The 16,406-nt window shown below is 71.9% G+C and carries 9 protein-coding genes and 1 pseudogene; 5 read left to right on the top strand and 5 right to left on the bottom strand.

All coding sequences use genetic code 11. From position 1 onward, the window contains the following. The first annotated feature begins 149 nt into the window (after nucleotides 1-149). The 5 genes from dnaK to clpB all read left to right on the top strand — a co-directional run bounded on the left by dnaK (nucleotide 150) and on the right by clpB (nucleotide 6,905). On the top strand, nucleotides 150-2,045 hold the full coding sequence (gene dnaK / locus I6A81_RS15185; protein ID WP_203000694.1) for a molecular chaperone DnaK: 1,896 nt from the start codon (nucleotides 150-152) through the stop codon (nucleotides 2,043-2,045). A 91-nt stretch (nucleotides 2,046-2,136) separates the two neighbouring features. Beyond that, complete coding sequence (locus I6A81_RS15190; protein WP_203000692.1) at nucleotides 2,137-2,757, top strand: nucleotide exchange factor GrpE; 621 nt, start codon at nucleotides 2,137-2,139, stop codon at nucleotides 2,755-2,757. A gap of 4 nt (nucleotides 2,758-2,761) precedes the next feature. Next, a complete protein-coding gene (locus I6A81_RS15195) occupies nucleotides 2,762-3,715 on the top strand; it encodes a DnaJ C-terminal domain-containing protein (protein WP_203000690.1) in 954 nt (317 codons plus the stop codon). Nucleotides 3,716-3,819: 104 nt separating this feature from the next. Next, the gene (locus I6A81_RS15200; protein WP_203000688.1) at nucleotides 3,820-4,278 is read left to right on the top strand and encodes a chaperone modulator CbpM; all 459 of its coding nucleotides are present in this window, start codon (nucleotides 3,820-3,822) and stop codon (nucleotides 4,276-4,278) included. Further along, nucleotides 4,269-6,905: an ATP-dependent chaperone ClpB gene (clpB, locus tag I6A81_RS15205; protein ID WP_203000686.1), complete on the top strand. Its 2,637-nt coding sequence runs from the start codon at nucleotides 4,269-4,271 to the stop codon at nucleotides 6,903-6,905. The genes I6A81_RS15200 and clpB overlap by 10 nt, the downstream gene beginning before the upstream one ends. Before the next feature lie 148 nt (nucleotides 6,906-7,053). On the opposite strand, the pseudogene I6A81_RS44880 reads toward clpB, so the two are convergent. The 5 genes and pseudogenes from I6A81_RS44880 to I6A81_RS15230 all read right to left on the bottom strand — a co-directional run. Then, a pseudogene (locus I6A81_RS44880) lies at nucleotides 7,054-7,710 on the bottom strand (transposase); the annotation flags it as partial. Between the two features lie 332 nt (nucleotides 7,711-8,042). Continuing rightward, the gene (locus I6A81_RS15215; protein WP_203000684.1) at nucleotides 8,043-8,492 is read right to left on the bottom strand and encodes a DUF1931 family protein; all 450 of its coding nucleotides are present in this window, start codon (nucleotides 8,490-8,492) and stop codon (nucleotides 8,043-8,045) included. A 770-nt stretch (nucleotides 8,493-9,262) separates the two neighbouring features. After that, complete coding sequence (locus tag I6A81_RS15220) at nucleotides 9,263-13,345, bottom strand: TIGR02680 family protein (protein ID WP_203000682.1); 4,083 nt, start codon at nucleotides 13,343-13,345, stop codon at nucleotides 9,263-9,265. Further along, nucleotides 13,342-14,736 (bottom strand): TIGR02678 family protein, encoded by a 1,395-nt coding sequence (locus I6A81_RS15225; protein WP_203000680.1) that lies wholly within the window; start codon nucleotides 14,734-14,736, stop codon nucleotides 13,342-13,344. The genes I6A81_RS15220 and I6A81_RS15225 overlap by 4 nt, the downstream gene beginning before the upstream one ends. Beyond that, a complete protein-coding gene (locus tag I6A81_RS15230; RefSeq protein WP_407661308.1) occupies nucleotides 14,733-16,244 on the bottom strand; it encodes a TIGR02677 family protein in 1,512 nt (503 codons plus the stop codon). Before I6A81_RS15230 ends, I6A81_RS15225 begins: the two co-directional genes overlap by 4 nt. Nucleotides 16,245-16,406 lie beyond the last annotated feature (162 nt).

Here is a 16,406-nt window from a genome sequence, read left to right on the forward strand (position 1 = left end):
TAGCACCCGTTGGGCCGATATCGGACGGTGTGGCCGGCCTCGTCTAACTGGCTCAGCCAGGACTTCCCTAACCGGGATGGTTGGACGGCCCGTGGTGGCACGTTCGAGTTCTGACCGTTTCCGCTCGCTCCTAGCTTAGGAGCAGGTTCATGGCCAAGGCAGTAGGTATCGACCTGGGCACGACCAACTCGGTGATCGCCGCGTGGGAGGGTGGTGAAGCCAGGGTCATCCCGAACTCCGAGGGATCGCGGACGACTCCGTCCGTGGTCGCGTTCACGGAGGGTGGGGAGCGGCTCGTCGGCCAGCTGGCCCGACGGCAGGCGATCCTCAACCCGAAGGGCACGATCTCCTCGGCGAAGCGGTTCGTCGGGCGGCACTACGACGAGATCAGCGAGGAAAGCAAGGCGGTCGCCTTTGACGTCGTGCCCGGCCCCGGCGGCTCTGTCCGCTTCAAGGTACGGGACAAGCTCTATTCGCCGGAGGAGATCAGCGCGCTGGTGCTGCGCAAGCTCGCCGACGACGCCGCCAAGCAACTCGGCGAGAAGGTCACCGAAGCGGTCATCACGGTGCCCGCCTACTTCAACGACGCGCAGCGCACCGCCACGCGGGACGCTGGCCGCATCGCCGGCCTGGAGGTGCTGCGGATCATCAACGAGCCGACCGCGGCCGCGCTGGCCTACGGGCTGGACAAGAAGCAACACGAGACCGTGCTCGTGTTCGACCTCGGCGGCGGCACGTTCGACGTGAGCGTCCTCGACGTCGGCGACGGGGTGGTCGAGGTGCGCTCGACCGCCGGCGACAGCCACCTGGGCGGGGACGACTTCGACCGCCGGCTGGTCGACCACCTGGCCGACGACTTCCAGCGTGACCGGGGCATCGACCTGCGCACGGATCCGCAGGCGCTGCAGCGGCTCTTCGAAGCCGCGGAGAAGGCGAAGGTCGAGCTGAGCTCGGTGGCCCAGAGCCAGGTCAACCTGCCGTTCATCACCGCGGACGCGTCCGGGCCGACGCACCTGACGACCACGGTCATGCGCTCGACGTTCGAGCAGATCACCGCCGATCTGCTGGAACGGACGATGGGACCGGTGAACCAGGCAACGGAGGACGCCAAGGTCACGGCGGACGACCTGGATGAGGTGATCCTGGTCGGCGGCGCCACCCGGATGCCGGCGGTGCAGAAGCTGGTCCGGCGGCTGACCGGCGGCAAGGAACCGAACATGAGCGTCAACCCGGACGAGGTGGTGGCGCTCGGGGCCTCGATCCAGGCAGGGGTGCTCAAGGGCGAGGTCAAGGACGTGCTGCTGCTCGATGTCACCCCGCTGTCGCTCGGCCTGGAAACCCGCGGTGGCGTGATGACGAAGATCGTCGAGCGGAACACCACGATCCCGGTTCGGCGATCGGAGGTGTTCACGACCGCGGAGGACAACCAGTCCGCTGTCGACGTGGTCGTGCTGCAGGGCGAGCGGGAGCGCGCCGCGGACAACCGGGTGCTTGGCCGCTTCCGGCTGGAGAACATCCGGCCGGCCCCGCGCGGCGAGCCCCAGATCGAGGTCACCTTCGACATCGATGCCAACGGCATCCTCAACGTCACCGCACGGGACAAGGACACCGGAGCCGAGCAGAAGATCACCATTACGGAAAGCTCGACACTCGACAAGAGCGAGGTCGAGCGAATGATCGGCGAGGCCGAACGGCACCGGAATGAGGACGAGACGCTGCGCGCCGCGATCGACGCCCGCAACGAACTCGACTCGGTCGCCTATCAGGTCGAGCGCCGGTTGGCGGACCTCGGTGACGCTGCGCCGGCGCACGAGAAGGCCCGCGCCGAGATGCTCGTCGCCGACGCTCGGCAGGCCGTCAAAGAGGAAGCGCCGCTCGACCGGATCCGGTCACTCAGCTCGGATCTCCAGCAGCTCTACCACGCGTTGGCGAGCGTCCAGCCGCGCGGAGGTGGCCAGCCGGGTCCCGGCGGCCCGGCCGGCGGCGGGCAGCCGCCGTCGAGCGGCCCGGATGACGTCATCGACGCCGATTTCGACCGGAGTTGAACGTAGGAGCGGGCGAGCAGAGTGGTCCCGCGAGGCGAACGGGCGAACGAGGCGACCGGGAGCGTTGAGCGAGCGAGCGGAGGACTGAGCGATGACGTCTGCCCGTCGGCCACCCCCAGGTACCGGGAATGATCATCCGCGTGGGAACCGGCCCGTGGGCGCGGACCAGTCGGCGGCCACCGATCGGCCGGTAGGCGAGGCGCGGCCTGCTGGCGGCGAGCGGCCGGCCGGGGTGGAGCATCCGGCCGGAGCCGACCCGCGAGACGAGCCAGCGGCGCTCGCCGCGCGGATCGAGGAGCTCACGGCCAGCTGGCGCCAAGCCCTCGCGGACCTCGACAACCAGCGCAAGTGGTGCGCCCGCGAGGTGGAACGGGAACGGGAGGCCGAGCGCGCGCGGGCGGCCACGGCCTGGCTACCGGTGCTCGACCACCTCGAGCTCGCGCTGGCGCATGCCGGGGCCGATCCGGACTCGATCCTGACCGGCGTCCGGGCCGTGCGCGACCAGGCGGTCGAAGCGCTGGCCCGGCTCGGCTACCCCCGCCACGATGAGGTAGGCGTGCCCTTCGACCCCGCCAGGCATGACGTGGTGAGCCTCGTCGACGAGCCGGGCACGCCGCCGGGCACGGTGGTCGCCGTCGTCCGGCCCGGCTACGGCGACGCCGGACGGCAGCTGCGCCCGGTAGGCGTGGCCGTCAGCAAGCCCTCGGAGTGACGCCGTGGCCCGGGACTACTACGAGGCTCTCGGCGTCAGCCGCGAGGCGCCTGGGGAGGAGATCCAGCAGGCCTACCGGAAGCTCGCCCGCCGCTACCACCCGGACGTGAACAAGGATCCGGCGGCGGAGGAGCGTTTCAAGGAGATCAACAACGCCTACCAGGTGCTGTCGGACCCGAAGACCCGTGGCCGGTACGACCGGTTCGGGCCGGACTTCCGGCGCATACCCGAGGACTACGAGGAACGGATGGCCGCCGGCGTCGGTGCCGGCTTCGGGGATGCCGGCGCGGGACGCGGGGGCTCAGGCCAGCGGGTCCGAGTGACGCCGGGCTTCGAGGCGGGCTTCGGCGGTGGCGGCGGCTTCGAGGACCTGTTCGGAGACCTCTTCGGGGCGGGTCGCGGCGCACATGGGGCGACCGGTCCGATTCCCGGCGCCGATCAGGAGGCCGAGCTGGCGCTGAGCGTCGAGGAGGCGTACCGGGGCGGCCGCCGTCAGGTCACCCTCGCTGGACCCGAGGGCGCGCGGGGCTACACCGTGACCATCCCGCCCGGGGTGGTGGACGGGCAGCGGATCCGGCTGGCCGGGCAGGGCGGGCGTGCCAGCGGCGATGGCCCGGCCGGGGATCTGTACCTGCGGGTGCGCATCGCGCCGCACCCGCGATATCGGCTGTCCGGGCGGGACATCCACCTCACCGTGGCGGTCTCGCCCTGGGAGGCGGCGCTCGGCGCGACCGTCCCCGTCGCCACTCCGAGCGGCGAGATCAAGGTACACGTCCCGGCGGGTTCGTCGTCCGGCCGGCGGCTGCGCCTGCGCGGTGAGGGCATGCCCAACCCGCGGGGCTCACCCGGTGACCTCTATGCCGAGGTCAGCGTGATGGTCCCGGCGAAGCTGACCGACCGCGAACGCGCGCTGTTCGAAGAACTCGCGGCGATCTCCACGTTCGATCCGAGGACGTAGACGCAGGACATGACCAGAACGCGATCGGGGCCTGGTGGCCGGACACGACCACGGCCGTGACTCACGGCGGAACCTGGTCCGGGCGTGACGGTAAGGAGGCGACGATGAGCACCCGTTCCCAGCCGGAGGGTGGGGCGTCCCGGCCCGATGCCTCCCGCCGCTACCCACTCGCGCCGGTCCGCCGCCCGCGCCGCGGCACCGTAGGCGCGAGAAGCGAGGCCCAACCACGGTTCGGCGTCGCCACGTGGCTCACCCTGGAGACGGTCGCCGACCAGGCCGGGCTGCATCCCGAACTGGTCCGCCGGTTCGCCGCGCTCAGCCTGCTGGACACGTCCCGCGACGCCGCCGGCACGCTGTGGTTCCCGCCGGACACTCCGGCGACGATCGCCCGGATCCAGCGGCTACGGGCCGGTCTCTGCCTGAACTACGCCGCCATCGGTCTCGTGCTCGATCTGCTCGACCGCATCGACGCGCTGGAATCCGCCCTCGGGGGCAGCACGGCCCCGCGGGTGCGGTCGGCGCTGGAAGCCAGCAACGCGAGGAGCGGACGACTATGGACATGAACCGCCTGACCCAGAAGTCCCAGGAGGCGCTGGCCGCGGCCCAGGCCAAGGCGACCGCGCTCGGGCACACCGAGGTCGACGGCGAGCACCTGCTAGCCGCCCTGCTGGCGGCACCCGACGGGCTGATTTCACGGCTACTCAACGAGGCCGGAGCCGATGTCGCCGCCCTGAGCACGCAGCTGGAGGCCGACCTGGCCCGGCGGCCGAAGGTGACCGGCCCGGGAGCCGCGCCCGGCCAGGTGTTCGTGACCCAGCGGTTGGCCCGGCTGCTGGACGCGGCCGAACGCGAGGCGGGGCGGCTGAAGGACGAGTACGTGTCGGTGGAGCACCTGCTGCTCGCGCTGACCGAGGAGGGCACCGCCACCACCGCCGGCCAGCGGCTGCATGAGCATGGCATCACCAGAGAGTCCTTCCTGGCCGCCCTCACCCGGATCCGCGGCCACCAGCGGGTCACCTCCGCGACCCCGGAGGCCGCGTACGAGGCGCTGGAGAAGTACGGCCGGGACCTCGTCGAGCTGGCCCGGACCGGCAATCTCGACCCGGTCATCGGCCGGGACGCGGAGATCCGCCGAGTGATCCAGATCCTCAGCCGCAAGTCGAAGAACAACCCGGTGCTGCTGGGGGATCCGGGCGTCGGGAAGACCGCGATCGTGGAGGGCCTGGCTCAGCGGATCGTCCGCCGGGACGTGCCGGAGGGCCTGCGCGACAAGACCATCTTCGCGTTGGACATGAGCTCGCTGGTGGCGGGAGCGAAGTACCGCGGCGAGTTCGAGGAACGGCTCAAGGCCGTGCTGACCGAGGTGAAGGCCGCCGAGGGGCGGGTCCTGCTGTTCGTCGACGAGCTGCACACCGTGGTCGGCGCCGGCGCCGCCGAGGGGGCCATGGACGCCGGGAACATGCTCAAGCCGATGCTGGCCCGCGGCGAGCTGCACATGATCGGCGCGACCACGCTGGACGAGTACCGCAAGCGCGTCGAGTCCGACGCCGCGTTGGAGCGGCGATTCCAGCCGGTGATGGTGGACGAGCCGAGCGTGGAGGACACCATCTCGATCCTGCGCGGCCTGCGCGAGCGGTTCGAGGTCTTCCACGGGGTGAAGATCCAGGACCGCGCGCTCGTCGCCGCCTCGACGTTGAGCCACCGCTACATCACCGACCGGTTTTTGCCCGACAAGGCGATCGACCTGGTCGACGAGGCCTGTGCCCGGCTGCGTACCGAGATCGACTCGATGCCCGCCGAGCTGGACGAGACCAGCCGCCGGGTGACCCGGCTGGAGATCGAGGAGGCGGCCCTGGCGAAGGAGACCGACCCGGCCAGCCAGGCGCGACTGGATCAGCTGCGCCGGGAGCTCGCCGACGTGCGCGCCGAGGCGGACGCGATGCGCGCCCAGTGGGAGGCCGAACGCCAGGCGATCCGCCGGGTCCAGGAGCTGCGCGGGGAACTCGAACGCGTCCGCCGCCAGGCCGAGGAGGCCGAACGGGCCTACGACCTCGAGCGGGCCGCCGAACTACGCTACGGCCGGCTGGGCGAGCTGGAACGGCGCCTTGCCACCGAGGAGGAACAGCTCGCCGCCAAGCAGGGCGAGCACCGGCTGCTGCGCGAGGTCGTCACCGAGGACGAGATCGCCGAGATCGTCGCGGTCTGGACCGGTATCCCGGTCACCCGGCTCAAGGAAACCGAGCGGGACAAGCTGCTGCGGCTGGACGAGATTCTGCGGGAACGAGTCGTCGGCCAGGACGAGGCCGGCACGCTCGTCGCCGACGCGATCATCCGGGCCCGGTCCGGGATCCGGGACCCCCGCCGGCCCATCGGCTCCTTCGTGTTCCTCGGCCCGACCGGCGTCGGGAAGACGGAGCTGGCGAAGACCCTGGCGGTGGCGCTCTTCGACACCGAGGAACACATGATCCGCCTCGACATGAGCGAGTACCAGGAGCGGCACACCGTCAGCCGGCTGGTCGGCGCTCCCCCCGGCTACGTGGGATACGAGGAAGGCGGCCAGCTCACCGAGGCCGTCCGGCGCAAGCCGTACTCGGTGGTGCTCTTCGACGAGATCGAGAAGGCGCACGCGGATGTGTTCAACGTCCTGCTGCAGATCCTGGATGACGGCCGGATCACCGACGCCCAAGGGCATCGGGTCGACTTCCGCAACACCGTCATCATCATGACCTCGAACATCGGCTCGCAGTACCTGCTCGACGAGATGGACGCGGACGGCCAGATCAGGCCGGAGGCCGAGGCCCGGGTGATGGCGGAGCTGCGGGGGCACTTCCGCCCGGAGTTCCTCAACCGGATCGACGACATCGTCCTGTTCCGGCCCCTAGCCCTGCCGCAGATCGAGCGGATCGTCGGCCTGCAGTTCGAGGAGCTGCGCCACCGGCTCGCCGAACGGCAGATCAGCCTGGAGCTGACCGAGGCCGGCCGCAGGCTGATCGCCGAGAAGGGCTTCGATCCGGTGTTCGGCGCCCGCCCGCTACGCCGATACATCTCCCACGAGGTCGAAACCCAGGTCGGGCGCGCGCTCATCCGCGGCGAGGTCTCCGAAGGCGGTGTCGTGCGCATCGACGCCCACGACGGGGAGCTAGTCGTGACCTACGAGAAGGCCGCCACCCGGCACGGCCTCGCCGCCTGAGCTTGTCGTTCAACTTGTCCGCCTCTGGGGCGGGCGGCGGTTGTCTCGTTCTGATGTCGCCGACTGCTGGGTGGGCTGCGCGTCGCCGGTGGGGGTGGTCGGCGGGGCGCCCGGGACCGGGCCGGCTGCGTTAGGTGCGCTCGCTGATCGGGTCGACCAGTCGAAACTCCGGGCCGTGCCGCGGCAGGCGCCCGTCGGCCCTAGCCGGTCGCGGTGGCACGGGCAGGTCGGCGAGCAGAAGGCCGGCCAGGTGACCTCGTGGCCGGCGTAGCAGACGGCCATGATGTCCAGGCCGCCGGCCCGGTGGTGGCCGGCGTCGACGAGCCGGTCGACCAAGTCGCGTAGCCGGCGGGCGGTGAAGTCGGGTGGGGTCGTCGTCAGGGCCTAGGCGCACGACGTCCAACGGCGCGGTCCATGACGAGCGATCCGGTTCGAGCGCTGCGACGAACGAGTATGGCAACCCCGAGATCAGCTGGGCGCTGCCCCGGCTACAACCGTAAGTGGCAGAACAGCCGATCCGGGCTGGTCGCCGCATCCGGGCGCAGCCACGGGCTGCCATCTACCCCGAGCACGAGGCGCCCGTCCGCCGCGCATGGCAGCGGCAGTCCGGCCATCGCCCGGCGCAGCCGCCGTACCTCCAGCGCGCCGTGGTTGACTGCGCCGCACAGCGCGCCATGACCCCGACGGTGCTCGGCCACCAGCGACAGGCCCACCATGCTGCGCACCGGCCCGCCCGCGCACAGCACCGTGTCCGCCAGCTCGAACAGCGCGTGTCATACAACTCCCGGCGAAACACCGACAACACGGCAAGGTCCGCGACGCGCGATGCCTCGTGCGGCAAGCCCTCCTCCGCGGCCTTCTGACGATCGCTGGTTCCTTTGACGAGAAGCCATAATCGGCAAAGGGCCATTTCGGGTCAGAACGACGCGCCCGACCACGCCATGCCACCTGCACCTGTCACGCAGCGTGAAGCCCAGAGGTTGAACGACAAGCTCGGAGACAGACAAGCTGAACGACAAGCTTAGACTTGAGCATCAGGAGTCGCGGGAACTGGGTCCGGACCGGACGGGACGCCACGCCGGGCGATCCAGAGCCCGCCAACGTCATGCTACGAACCACAGAGACGAAACTTCCCTTCTACAGGAGCAGATTGAAAATCCGGCTGGCTCGGGCCCACTCCTCGGTGCCCGGGTTGCGCACGTCCGGCTCCAGGATCGTGAAGGCCTCGGCGAGCGCGAGGCTCAGCCCACCGGCGATAAGAGGCAGCCGGGCGGATGCGTCCTCGCTCAGGGCGATCTCGAGCGGAGGCCGGGCGGCGATCTGCTCCAGGATGGGCCTCAACTCGATCTCCTCATCGAGACTCCGGAAGCGGTGGATGCTCTCCTGAAGGCCCTTGGTGATCGGTAGATCCCATGGCTCGATAACATCACGGAGATTCGCCTTCGCCGTCGCCCGCGCGATCACCAGCAGATCGTACAACTTGTCGTTGACGAACTCGTTGTGCCGCTTCAGGTCATTCTTGTCGACGTCCAGTCCCGCGGCGGTCCGGAAAAACCGTTCGAACCTACTGACGCCCATGACCGGCATGTCTGTCTCCCCCCGATCGTCCCGTCATGCGAGGCCGGTACGCGGTGACGCGCACCGCCGCCTCGCATCCGCTCCAGCGCGGAAACACCTCTATACCGACTCGGCATTACCCGCTGAGTGATCCGTACACGTCCCAGACGCCGGCCGCGCCGGGTCCACGGGACGGATCTCCCGCCGGTCGAGCCACGGCTCGTCAAGACCGGTCGACCCTGCCCGCTGCGCCAGACGACCCGAACCTCAACGCCCAACACCGAGAGTGACTGCCGGAGAGGTTCGTTCCGGAAGCCCGGCAATGTACGAACCAGGGCCTCCGTGCCCGCCTACTTGCGCAGACGGAACATCGACGCTCTCCGCTCCCCGATACCGCAAACCTATTTGACCAGGTCAGAGGCTAACTACGCAGCGTGGTGGACCATGTGTACCAGCATCCGAACCCTTTGATCTTGGTTGCTGGCCCTGAAATCGCTGTGCGGCCGGTCGCTACCCGGACCCTGACCAGGGACGATGCCCAGTGATCGCGCCGAGGGGAACATCATCCATCGAATCGAACAAGCGTTCCGTACACCTGGCGTTCCGGACAATGTCCTGCACTGGCAGCAGCACCAGCATCCGATCTGCGCGGAGCCCTACCTGCACGCCGTAGTGCCACGCGAGCCGGGGCAACAGGACAACGGGGGCGAAGGCGAAGGCGAAGCCGAGGCCCAGCCCTGCGAGCCGGGTGCCCGCGGGTGTGCCGGCCCGACGGGCTTGGCGCGCTCATCTACGGGCGGTCACACCTGGGGTGCGAGGACGAGGCGTGGCGAGGTGGCCGCGCGCCGCGTGCCCGGGGAGCCGAGGAGAGCGGTAAGGGTGCCGGTCTCGTCGGCGATCAGCTCGCTGCCGTCCCACACCAGCAGCAGGGCGCTGACCGTGTGCTGGACGGGCGAGTGCGCGAGGTCGTAGTGCGCGGCGGCGCGGACCGCGGCCGAGGTCGCCCACAGGTCATAGCCGGTCATGAACAGGTCGAGGTCGAACTGCGCCGCCAGGGACATGAGCTCGGCGCGGCCGGTGTCGTCCACCCCAGCGAACGCCTCGTCGAGGGCAAGCAGCCGGGGCGCGTCCGGGCGCGCCGTGTTCAGGGTCGCGTGCGCCGCCGCGAACAGCGGCAGGTGCAGCGACACCGACTGCTCGCCGCCGGACAGCCTGCTGTGCCTGGCCCGGGTCAGCGTCTCCTCCCCGCCCTCGGGGCTGACCAGATGGAACGAGAACTGCCGCCAGCGCCGGTAGTCCAGCACGGAGGCGAGGAGTTCGCGGTAGGGCTGGTCCCGGTGGCGCGCCCGCTCGGTCTTGATCCGATCGGCGAAGTGCGCCCGCATCCGGGCGAGCGACTCCGGCGCCAGGCGGGTGGATCCCGCGTCGAGCAGGCTTACGACCGCCCGCTGCTCGGCGTCGAGGGCATCGGACATCTGCCAGCTCACGCCGACCTTCTTGCCCGACGACATCCGCCGCTCGCGCATCTCCCTGTTCATCGCCCGGATCAGGTCGCGCGCGTCGACGGTGCGGTCGTGGATCTGCTGCGCCAGCCGGGTCAGCAGCGCGTCCTCGAGGATCCGCTGCTCGCTGTCGGACAGCAGCAGGTGCTGGTCACGGCGCGCGGCGGAGATCCGGCTGGCGAACGCCGCGGCGGGCAGCGGCCCCCGCTCGTCAGCGATCCGCACGACGATCACACCGTCCGGGCTGTCCCACTCGGGGTGGTAGTCCTGGCCGGCCGCCGCGAGCTGCGCCTGCAGCTCCTCGAGCGCCCGGGTCAGCCGGGTGGTCGACGCCTTCTGCGACGTCTCGGTCGCGGACATGCCCCGGGTGGCCGTGAGGATCGCGTCATGGATCGCGAGCGCTGCCGGCGGGGTCTCGCCGCGCGTCCACTCCTCCTCGCTCGCGGGCCACCGCAGCCCCGGCGGGCACGCCAGCACGTCGAGCAGCTCCCGGGCCGCGAACGGAGCCAGTCTCCGGGCGGTGGCGAGCTCCTCGTCCAGCGCGACGCGCAGCGCTGCCCGGCCCGAGGCGACCCGCTCGGTGGCGGCGGATGCCAGCCGGATCGCCTCCATCTCGGCGCCGCGGGCGGCCTTCTCCTCGCCCTGCGCGGCGGCCAGCCCGGACTCGGCCTCCGAGATCCGCGCCAGCACCTCCTGGGCCTCGGCGCCGACAGACTCCCGCAGCGCCTGCAACTTCGCGTCCTCCTCGGCGTGGCGGCGGTACGCGGAGCGGTGCGTGTCGGCGGCCGCCTGTTCCTCCGCACCGGCGTGCTCGACGCGGTCGCGGGCGTCGGCGACGGCGTCGGCCTGCCGCCCGCGTTCCCGGTACCTGGCTTCGAGGTCGTGGGCGGCTGCCTCGAAACGGCGGGTCGCGTCCTCGACCTGGTCGGCGCTCTCGGGGGTGAGCGCGTTGTCGGCAGCGACCCGGCGCAGGGCGCGCTCGGTCACGGTGACGGCGGCGACGGACTCGTCGAAGCTCACCCGAGCCTGCTCAGCGGCGTGCCGGGCACTGCGCAGGTGCCCGGCGGCCCGGTTGTGCTCCCGCTGGGCGCCGGCGACCTGACCGGTCGCGGGCAGGTCCCTGCGTGCGTCACCGAACGCGGCCAGGGTGTCGGCGAGCGCTCGCACCCGCTCGTCGAGGCCGGCGATCTCGGTGGTCAGCGTGGCGATCCTCGCGTCGAACTCGGCGATCCGCGCGGCGCGGCGGTGGGCGCGGGCGGTCGCGCCGATGTACTCGGCGTGCTCCTTGTGGTGCTGCCCGGCGATGATGCCCTGCGAGTAGCGCCCGTCGGCGCCGGTCACGGCGGCGCTGGAGAACAGGCTCCCGTCGAGCGCGACCGACGCCAGGATGGCGGTGACCAGTCCCCGTGGCACGGGTGTGTCGTCCTCGGGTTCCAGCACGTCGGTGAGGTTCGGTCCGGTGACGGCTGTCCCGGGGACCAGGTACCCGTCATAGCCGGGCGCGGCCAGGAGGCTGGCGCGGTCGTCCGGCGACACCCAGGCGTCGAGCATGCCGCTGGCCTCGAGGGCCGCCTCGATCGCCGCCGCCCGCATGTCGTCGACGCCGGGCGCGAAGCGGACCAGGCGCCACAGCGGGGCGCCGGCGACATCCGTGCGGTCCGCGGCCCGTCCGGGACGTCGCGGCGGGGCGTCATCTCGCTCGGCGGCGATGGCGGCCCGCTCGGCGGTCACGGCCTTCCGCTCTGCGACGAGGGCGGTGTGCCGGGCGCGCAGGGCCGCCTGCTCGTCGCGGACCTGGTGTTCCGCCGGGGCGGTCCCGGCGTTGTACGTGCTCTCCGGCAGCGCCGCGTCCGGCTCGCCGAACTGGGCCAGCGCGTCGCCCAGCGCCTCGGTGAGGTCCGCCCAGTCGTGCGTGGGCAACAGCCCGGAGTGCCGGGACGACCAGGCGGCCAGGGCTTGCCCGGCGGCCTCGACGGCGCTGGCGACCGCGCCGTCGGCGGCCTGCTCGGCCTGCTCGGCGTCGGTGAGAGCCTGCGTGGCGCGGTCAAGGGCGATCCGGGCGAGGTCACGGGCCTGCTCGGCCTTGCGGTGCTCGGCGTCGGGCGCGCGGACGGCCCGGACGTTCTCGAGGCGGACGGCGGCGCGGGCGCTGGCCCGCCGTACCACACCGGCCACCTCGGCGTCGGCGGCCTGCCACTCGATCCCCGCCCGCGCCGCATGGTCGATGAGCTCCGCCGCGGCGCGGGTCGCCGCCGCGGCGAGGTCGGCGAGCTCGGCGCCCGCGCGCTCGGCCTCGGACCGCGCGCGGGCGGTTGCCGCCTGGCGGCGGTCCAGCTCGGCCCTCGTCTCGTTGGCGGTCTGCAGGCAGGTGCGGACCAGGCGTTCCAGGTCGCCCATCTGCTCGACCGCCTGGTAGGCGTTGCTCGCCCTGAGCTGCTCGATCCTGCCGCGCAGCCCGGCGACGGCCGTCTCGGCCTGCTCGCGGCGGTCCTCGGCGACCCGCTGCCCGTCCTGCGCGGCCCGCTCGGCCTCCTCATACGCCACGGTCGCGGCGCGCTGGGCCTGCGTCGCCTCGCGTCGGCGGGTCAGCGCGTCGGCGGCGGCGCGGGCGTGGGTGCGCAGGTAGGTCGTGTAGCTGGCGAGGAACGCGGCGGTCGCCTCGTCGGCGGCCACCAGGTCCTCCAGCGTACGGGTGACCGCCTCCATGTCGTCGAAGCTGCGCGCCGCCTCGTTGATGAGGTCGTCGTCTACGGGCCGCAGGCCGTCGGTCAGCGTGTTCGACAGCCTGACCGGGTCGAGGTTCTTGGCGAGCTGCGGCCTGCGCAGCGTGAGGATCAGGGAGAGCAGCTGCTCGTAGCGCTCGGCGCCGAGGCCGAACAGCCGGGCGTCGATCGCGGCCCGGTACTCTGTCGCCGAGGCGTGAATGTTCGCGTCGCCGATCTCCTCGGCGAGCTGCTTGCGCGTCATCGGCCGGTCGTCGGCGGTGAGCAGCGAGAAGTCCTCGCCGACCCGGCCGTCGGCGACGAAGTGCCAGCGCACCGGCGTGTCCCGGTGCCGCTGGGCGTGCAGCCCGATGCCGACGGTCACCGCCTGCCTCGTGTCGCGGTGGCGGAACTCGAGCCAGACGTAGCCGACCGCGTTGTCCATGCCCCGGTACAGCAGGTTGGACTTCATCGTCCGGTCCTCGGCGGCGAACGGGTTGAGCCGCTTCGGGTCGATCCGGCCGTCGAGGACGAAGGGGAAGAGGACTTCGAGGGCCTTGGTCTTGCCGGACCCGTTCGGCCCACGCAGGATCAGCCAGCCGCGGGCGAACGAGAACTCCTCGTCCCGGTAGTCCCACATGTTGATGATGCCGGCCCGGGTGGGCTCGTACCTGGTCACTTGATCGTTTCCTTGAGCTGGGCCGTGACGCCCCGGTAGCGGGCGAGCAGGGGCAGGATGAGGGCGCCGCCGTCGGTACGGGCCACGAAGCCCACGCTGGCGAGCAGGTTCAGGGCGTCGTCGAGGAGACCGGCCGGGTCGGCGATCTGGCGCTCAGACATGCCGCCGCCGAACTCCTCGACCAGCTTCGTGAGCTCCGCCCGCAGCCAGGAGTCGCTGAGGAACGGATAGGTGGCCTCGTGACCGGCTGCCTTCGTCGCCTCGGCCGCCACGTCGCCAGAAGGCAGGGCGTCACCGGGCTGCACGGCGCTGTCGGTGGCTGCGGCGTCGGCGGCGTCCGCGAGCAGGGCGGTGACACCGGAGCGCGCGGGCAGCGCCGCGTCGATGCGCGCGGAAGCGTCGGCGAGCCGCTCGGCCGCCGTGGCGGCGGGCAGCTTCTCGACGCGGTGCAGGCTGAACGTCAGGTAGCCGGCGATCCGGGCGCACAGCAGCAGCGCCGCCTGGGCGACCGTGCCGGCGCCGGGGAACGTGACATCGGTGAGCCGGCCGCCCGTGTTGATCAGGGCGACTCCCTCGGCGCGGCGTTCCAGCGGCAGCCCGGTGAGGCGTTCCAGGTCCTCGGCGAGGGCAGGGGCCCGCAACTGGCCGCGCAGGCCCTCGTCGACGTCCGCGTAGTAGACGACGGGCTGTTCCAGGGCGAGGCGGCGGGCCCGGCGCCCGGTGCGGCGGCGCTCGGCGTTGATGCCCTGCGCCGGGCCCGCGCTCGCGGCGTCGCCGAGAAGGTCGGTCACCGAGTTCAGGTGCTGCAGGACACGGCTCGGGGCGTAGACCGCCCCGGTGATCTCCCGGTCGATGTCGTAGAGCGCCTCGGCGCGCTCGGGGTCGTTGACCCAGTCCACGGCGCTGCCGTCGGCCATCCGCAGCGCGCCCCGCGTCTCGAGCCACGCGACCGCGTCCACGAAGGCGTCCCGGTCGGGCTTCCGCTCGGTGTCCATGCCGAGGCCGTCGACGCGTCCGGCCTCGGCGGCCACCGCGCCGGCGAGTTCGGACAGGGCGATCTGGGTGCCGGCGCGGCCCAGCACCGACAGGGCGAGCACGAGGTAGGCGTAGCGGCGGCGGTCGAAGGGCTTCCTCGCCCGGGTGTACGCCGGGTGGGTCGCGTCGAGGGTGTCCTGGACGCGGCGCAGCCGGACCGTGTCGCCGTTGCTGACCAGGGTGTACCCGAGCGTCTCGGCGAGGTCCACACGCAGCTGCGATGCCCACTTGCGGACCAGCGGAAGTGTGGTCCTGTCCGGGTAGGACGCCGTGATGAGCGGATGGCGCAGCACCTGACGGGCGGCCTGCTGGTACTCGTCGAGATCCAGGGCGCTGACGTTCTGAGCGACCCTCACGCCGGGACCGCCGCCGCGGGCGCGACCAGCCCCGAGCCGGCGCTCCTGATCTCGATCGCCAGCCCGTCGAGGTGCAGCCTGCCGCGGACCGTCCGCACGGTCGTGACGCCTGGCCCGGGGCGCAGCGTGAGGCGCACGCCGTCGGAGGAGCCGGTGGCGACCGGGCCGGGGCCGGAGTCGACGGTCCGGCTGACCGGGACCCGGGCGACCAGGGCGATGCTGAGCAAGCTGAGCAGGGCCTCGGTCTCCACCTCGTCGAGGACGCGGTCGTGGACGCCGTTGTCGGCGAGCTGCGCCATCGCGGAGCGGCGCTGCGTGGTGGCCTTGAGCTGCTCGGCGCGCAGCCACTCCTTCGCCGCCTCGTCGCGCTGGAGTCGGCCGGGGCCCTGCAGCCCGGCTCTGCGGCCGACCCGCACGAGGGTGCGTGAGAGCGCCACCGGCTCGGCCTCCCACCAGGACTGCCTGCTGGGGATCAGCTCGGGGTCCTCGTAGCCGGCCGCGACGTGTCGCGGCCCGCCGAGACCGAAGACCGCCTGGTACAGCGCATGCGCGTCGGTGTCGGCGGGCAGGTTGGTGAACCACTGCGCGAGGTGGCGCAGCTGGCTCTCGCGGCTGATGCCACCCCTCCTCGACTCCGTCACCCGCCGCAGCAAGGCGGTGACGTTGGCGATGGCGGTGATCGTCGCGTCCTGCAGCCGGTCCGCCTCGCTGGCCCGCTGTGCTCCCCCCTGGGAGGTACCGAACCACTGGACGAGGCCGGCCCAGCGCCGTCGCCACTCTGCCGTCCGGTCGCGGGAGTGGAAGAGGGAGTCGTCGGCCTCGGCGGCCAGCACCGCGACCCGGTCTGGTCCTTCGGCGCCCACCGCCTCGACCGCGTCGGCGAGCAGTGGCGCGTATCTGCTGAGCTCGGAGTGGAACTCGCGCATATGGGCGAGCAGGGCGTCCTTGTGCGCGAGGAAGACCTCGGGGCGCGTGTCGTTCGTCCGCGACAGGTCGCCGAGCATCAGGTAGAACCGGGCGGCGCGCTGCGCCATGTCCGCGAGGACGCTGTCGAGGCGGGACAGCTTGCGGTACACCTCCGGCGCGTCGCCCTCGCGCACCGCCTCGGCGAGCGCCCGCAGGTCTGCCAGGATGTCGGGGAAGACCAGCCGCGACAGCTGCGCGTCCTCCAGGCTGGCGGACAGCACGTCCTCCACCGCCCGGTAGGCGCGGTAGCCCGCCTGGGTGAACTGGTAGACGTAGTGCCGGTTGCGGTACTCGGCCAGGTTCGCGGCCCGGGTGCCGTCATAGGAGCGGTCGAGGACCTTCCAGTCGGCGAGCGAGTCCAGCAGGGACTGGACGTCGGATACCCGCGCGTCCGGGCGTTCCTCGGCCAGGGCGTCGAGCGCCGCCTGGGCATCGGCAACGTGCACCAGCACCTGGTAGTCGGCGCGTGCCCGGTCGAGGGCACGCAGCAGCCACAGGTATTCGTGGCGCTTCTCGGTGGCGGCGAAGTGGAACAGGCGCAGGCGGTCGTCGGCGGTGAACGCCGCGATACCGAAGGCGCCGCCTGGCAGGTCCGGCGCGGGAATGCCACCCAGCGTGGCCGGTGTGTCCTGGGCGCTTGTCGTTGTCATGGGTTTCGGTATCCCAGCGAGTACGCGGTCGGAATGGCTCACAGACGGTGCTCG

It is taken from the genome of Frankia nepalensis (genome assembly GCF_016786325.1).
Taxonomy (GTDB): Bacteria; Actinomycetota; Actinomycetes; order Frankiales; family Frankiaceae; genus Pseudofrankia; species Pseudofrankia nepalensis.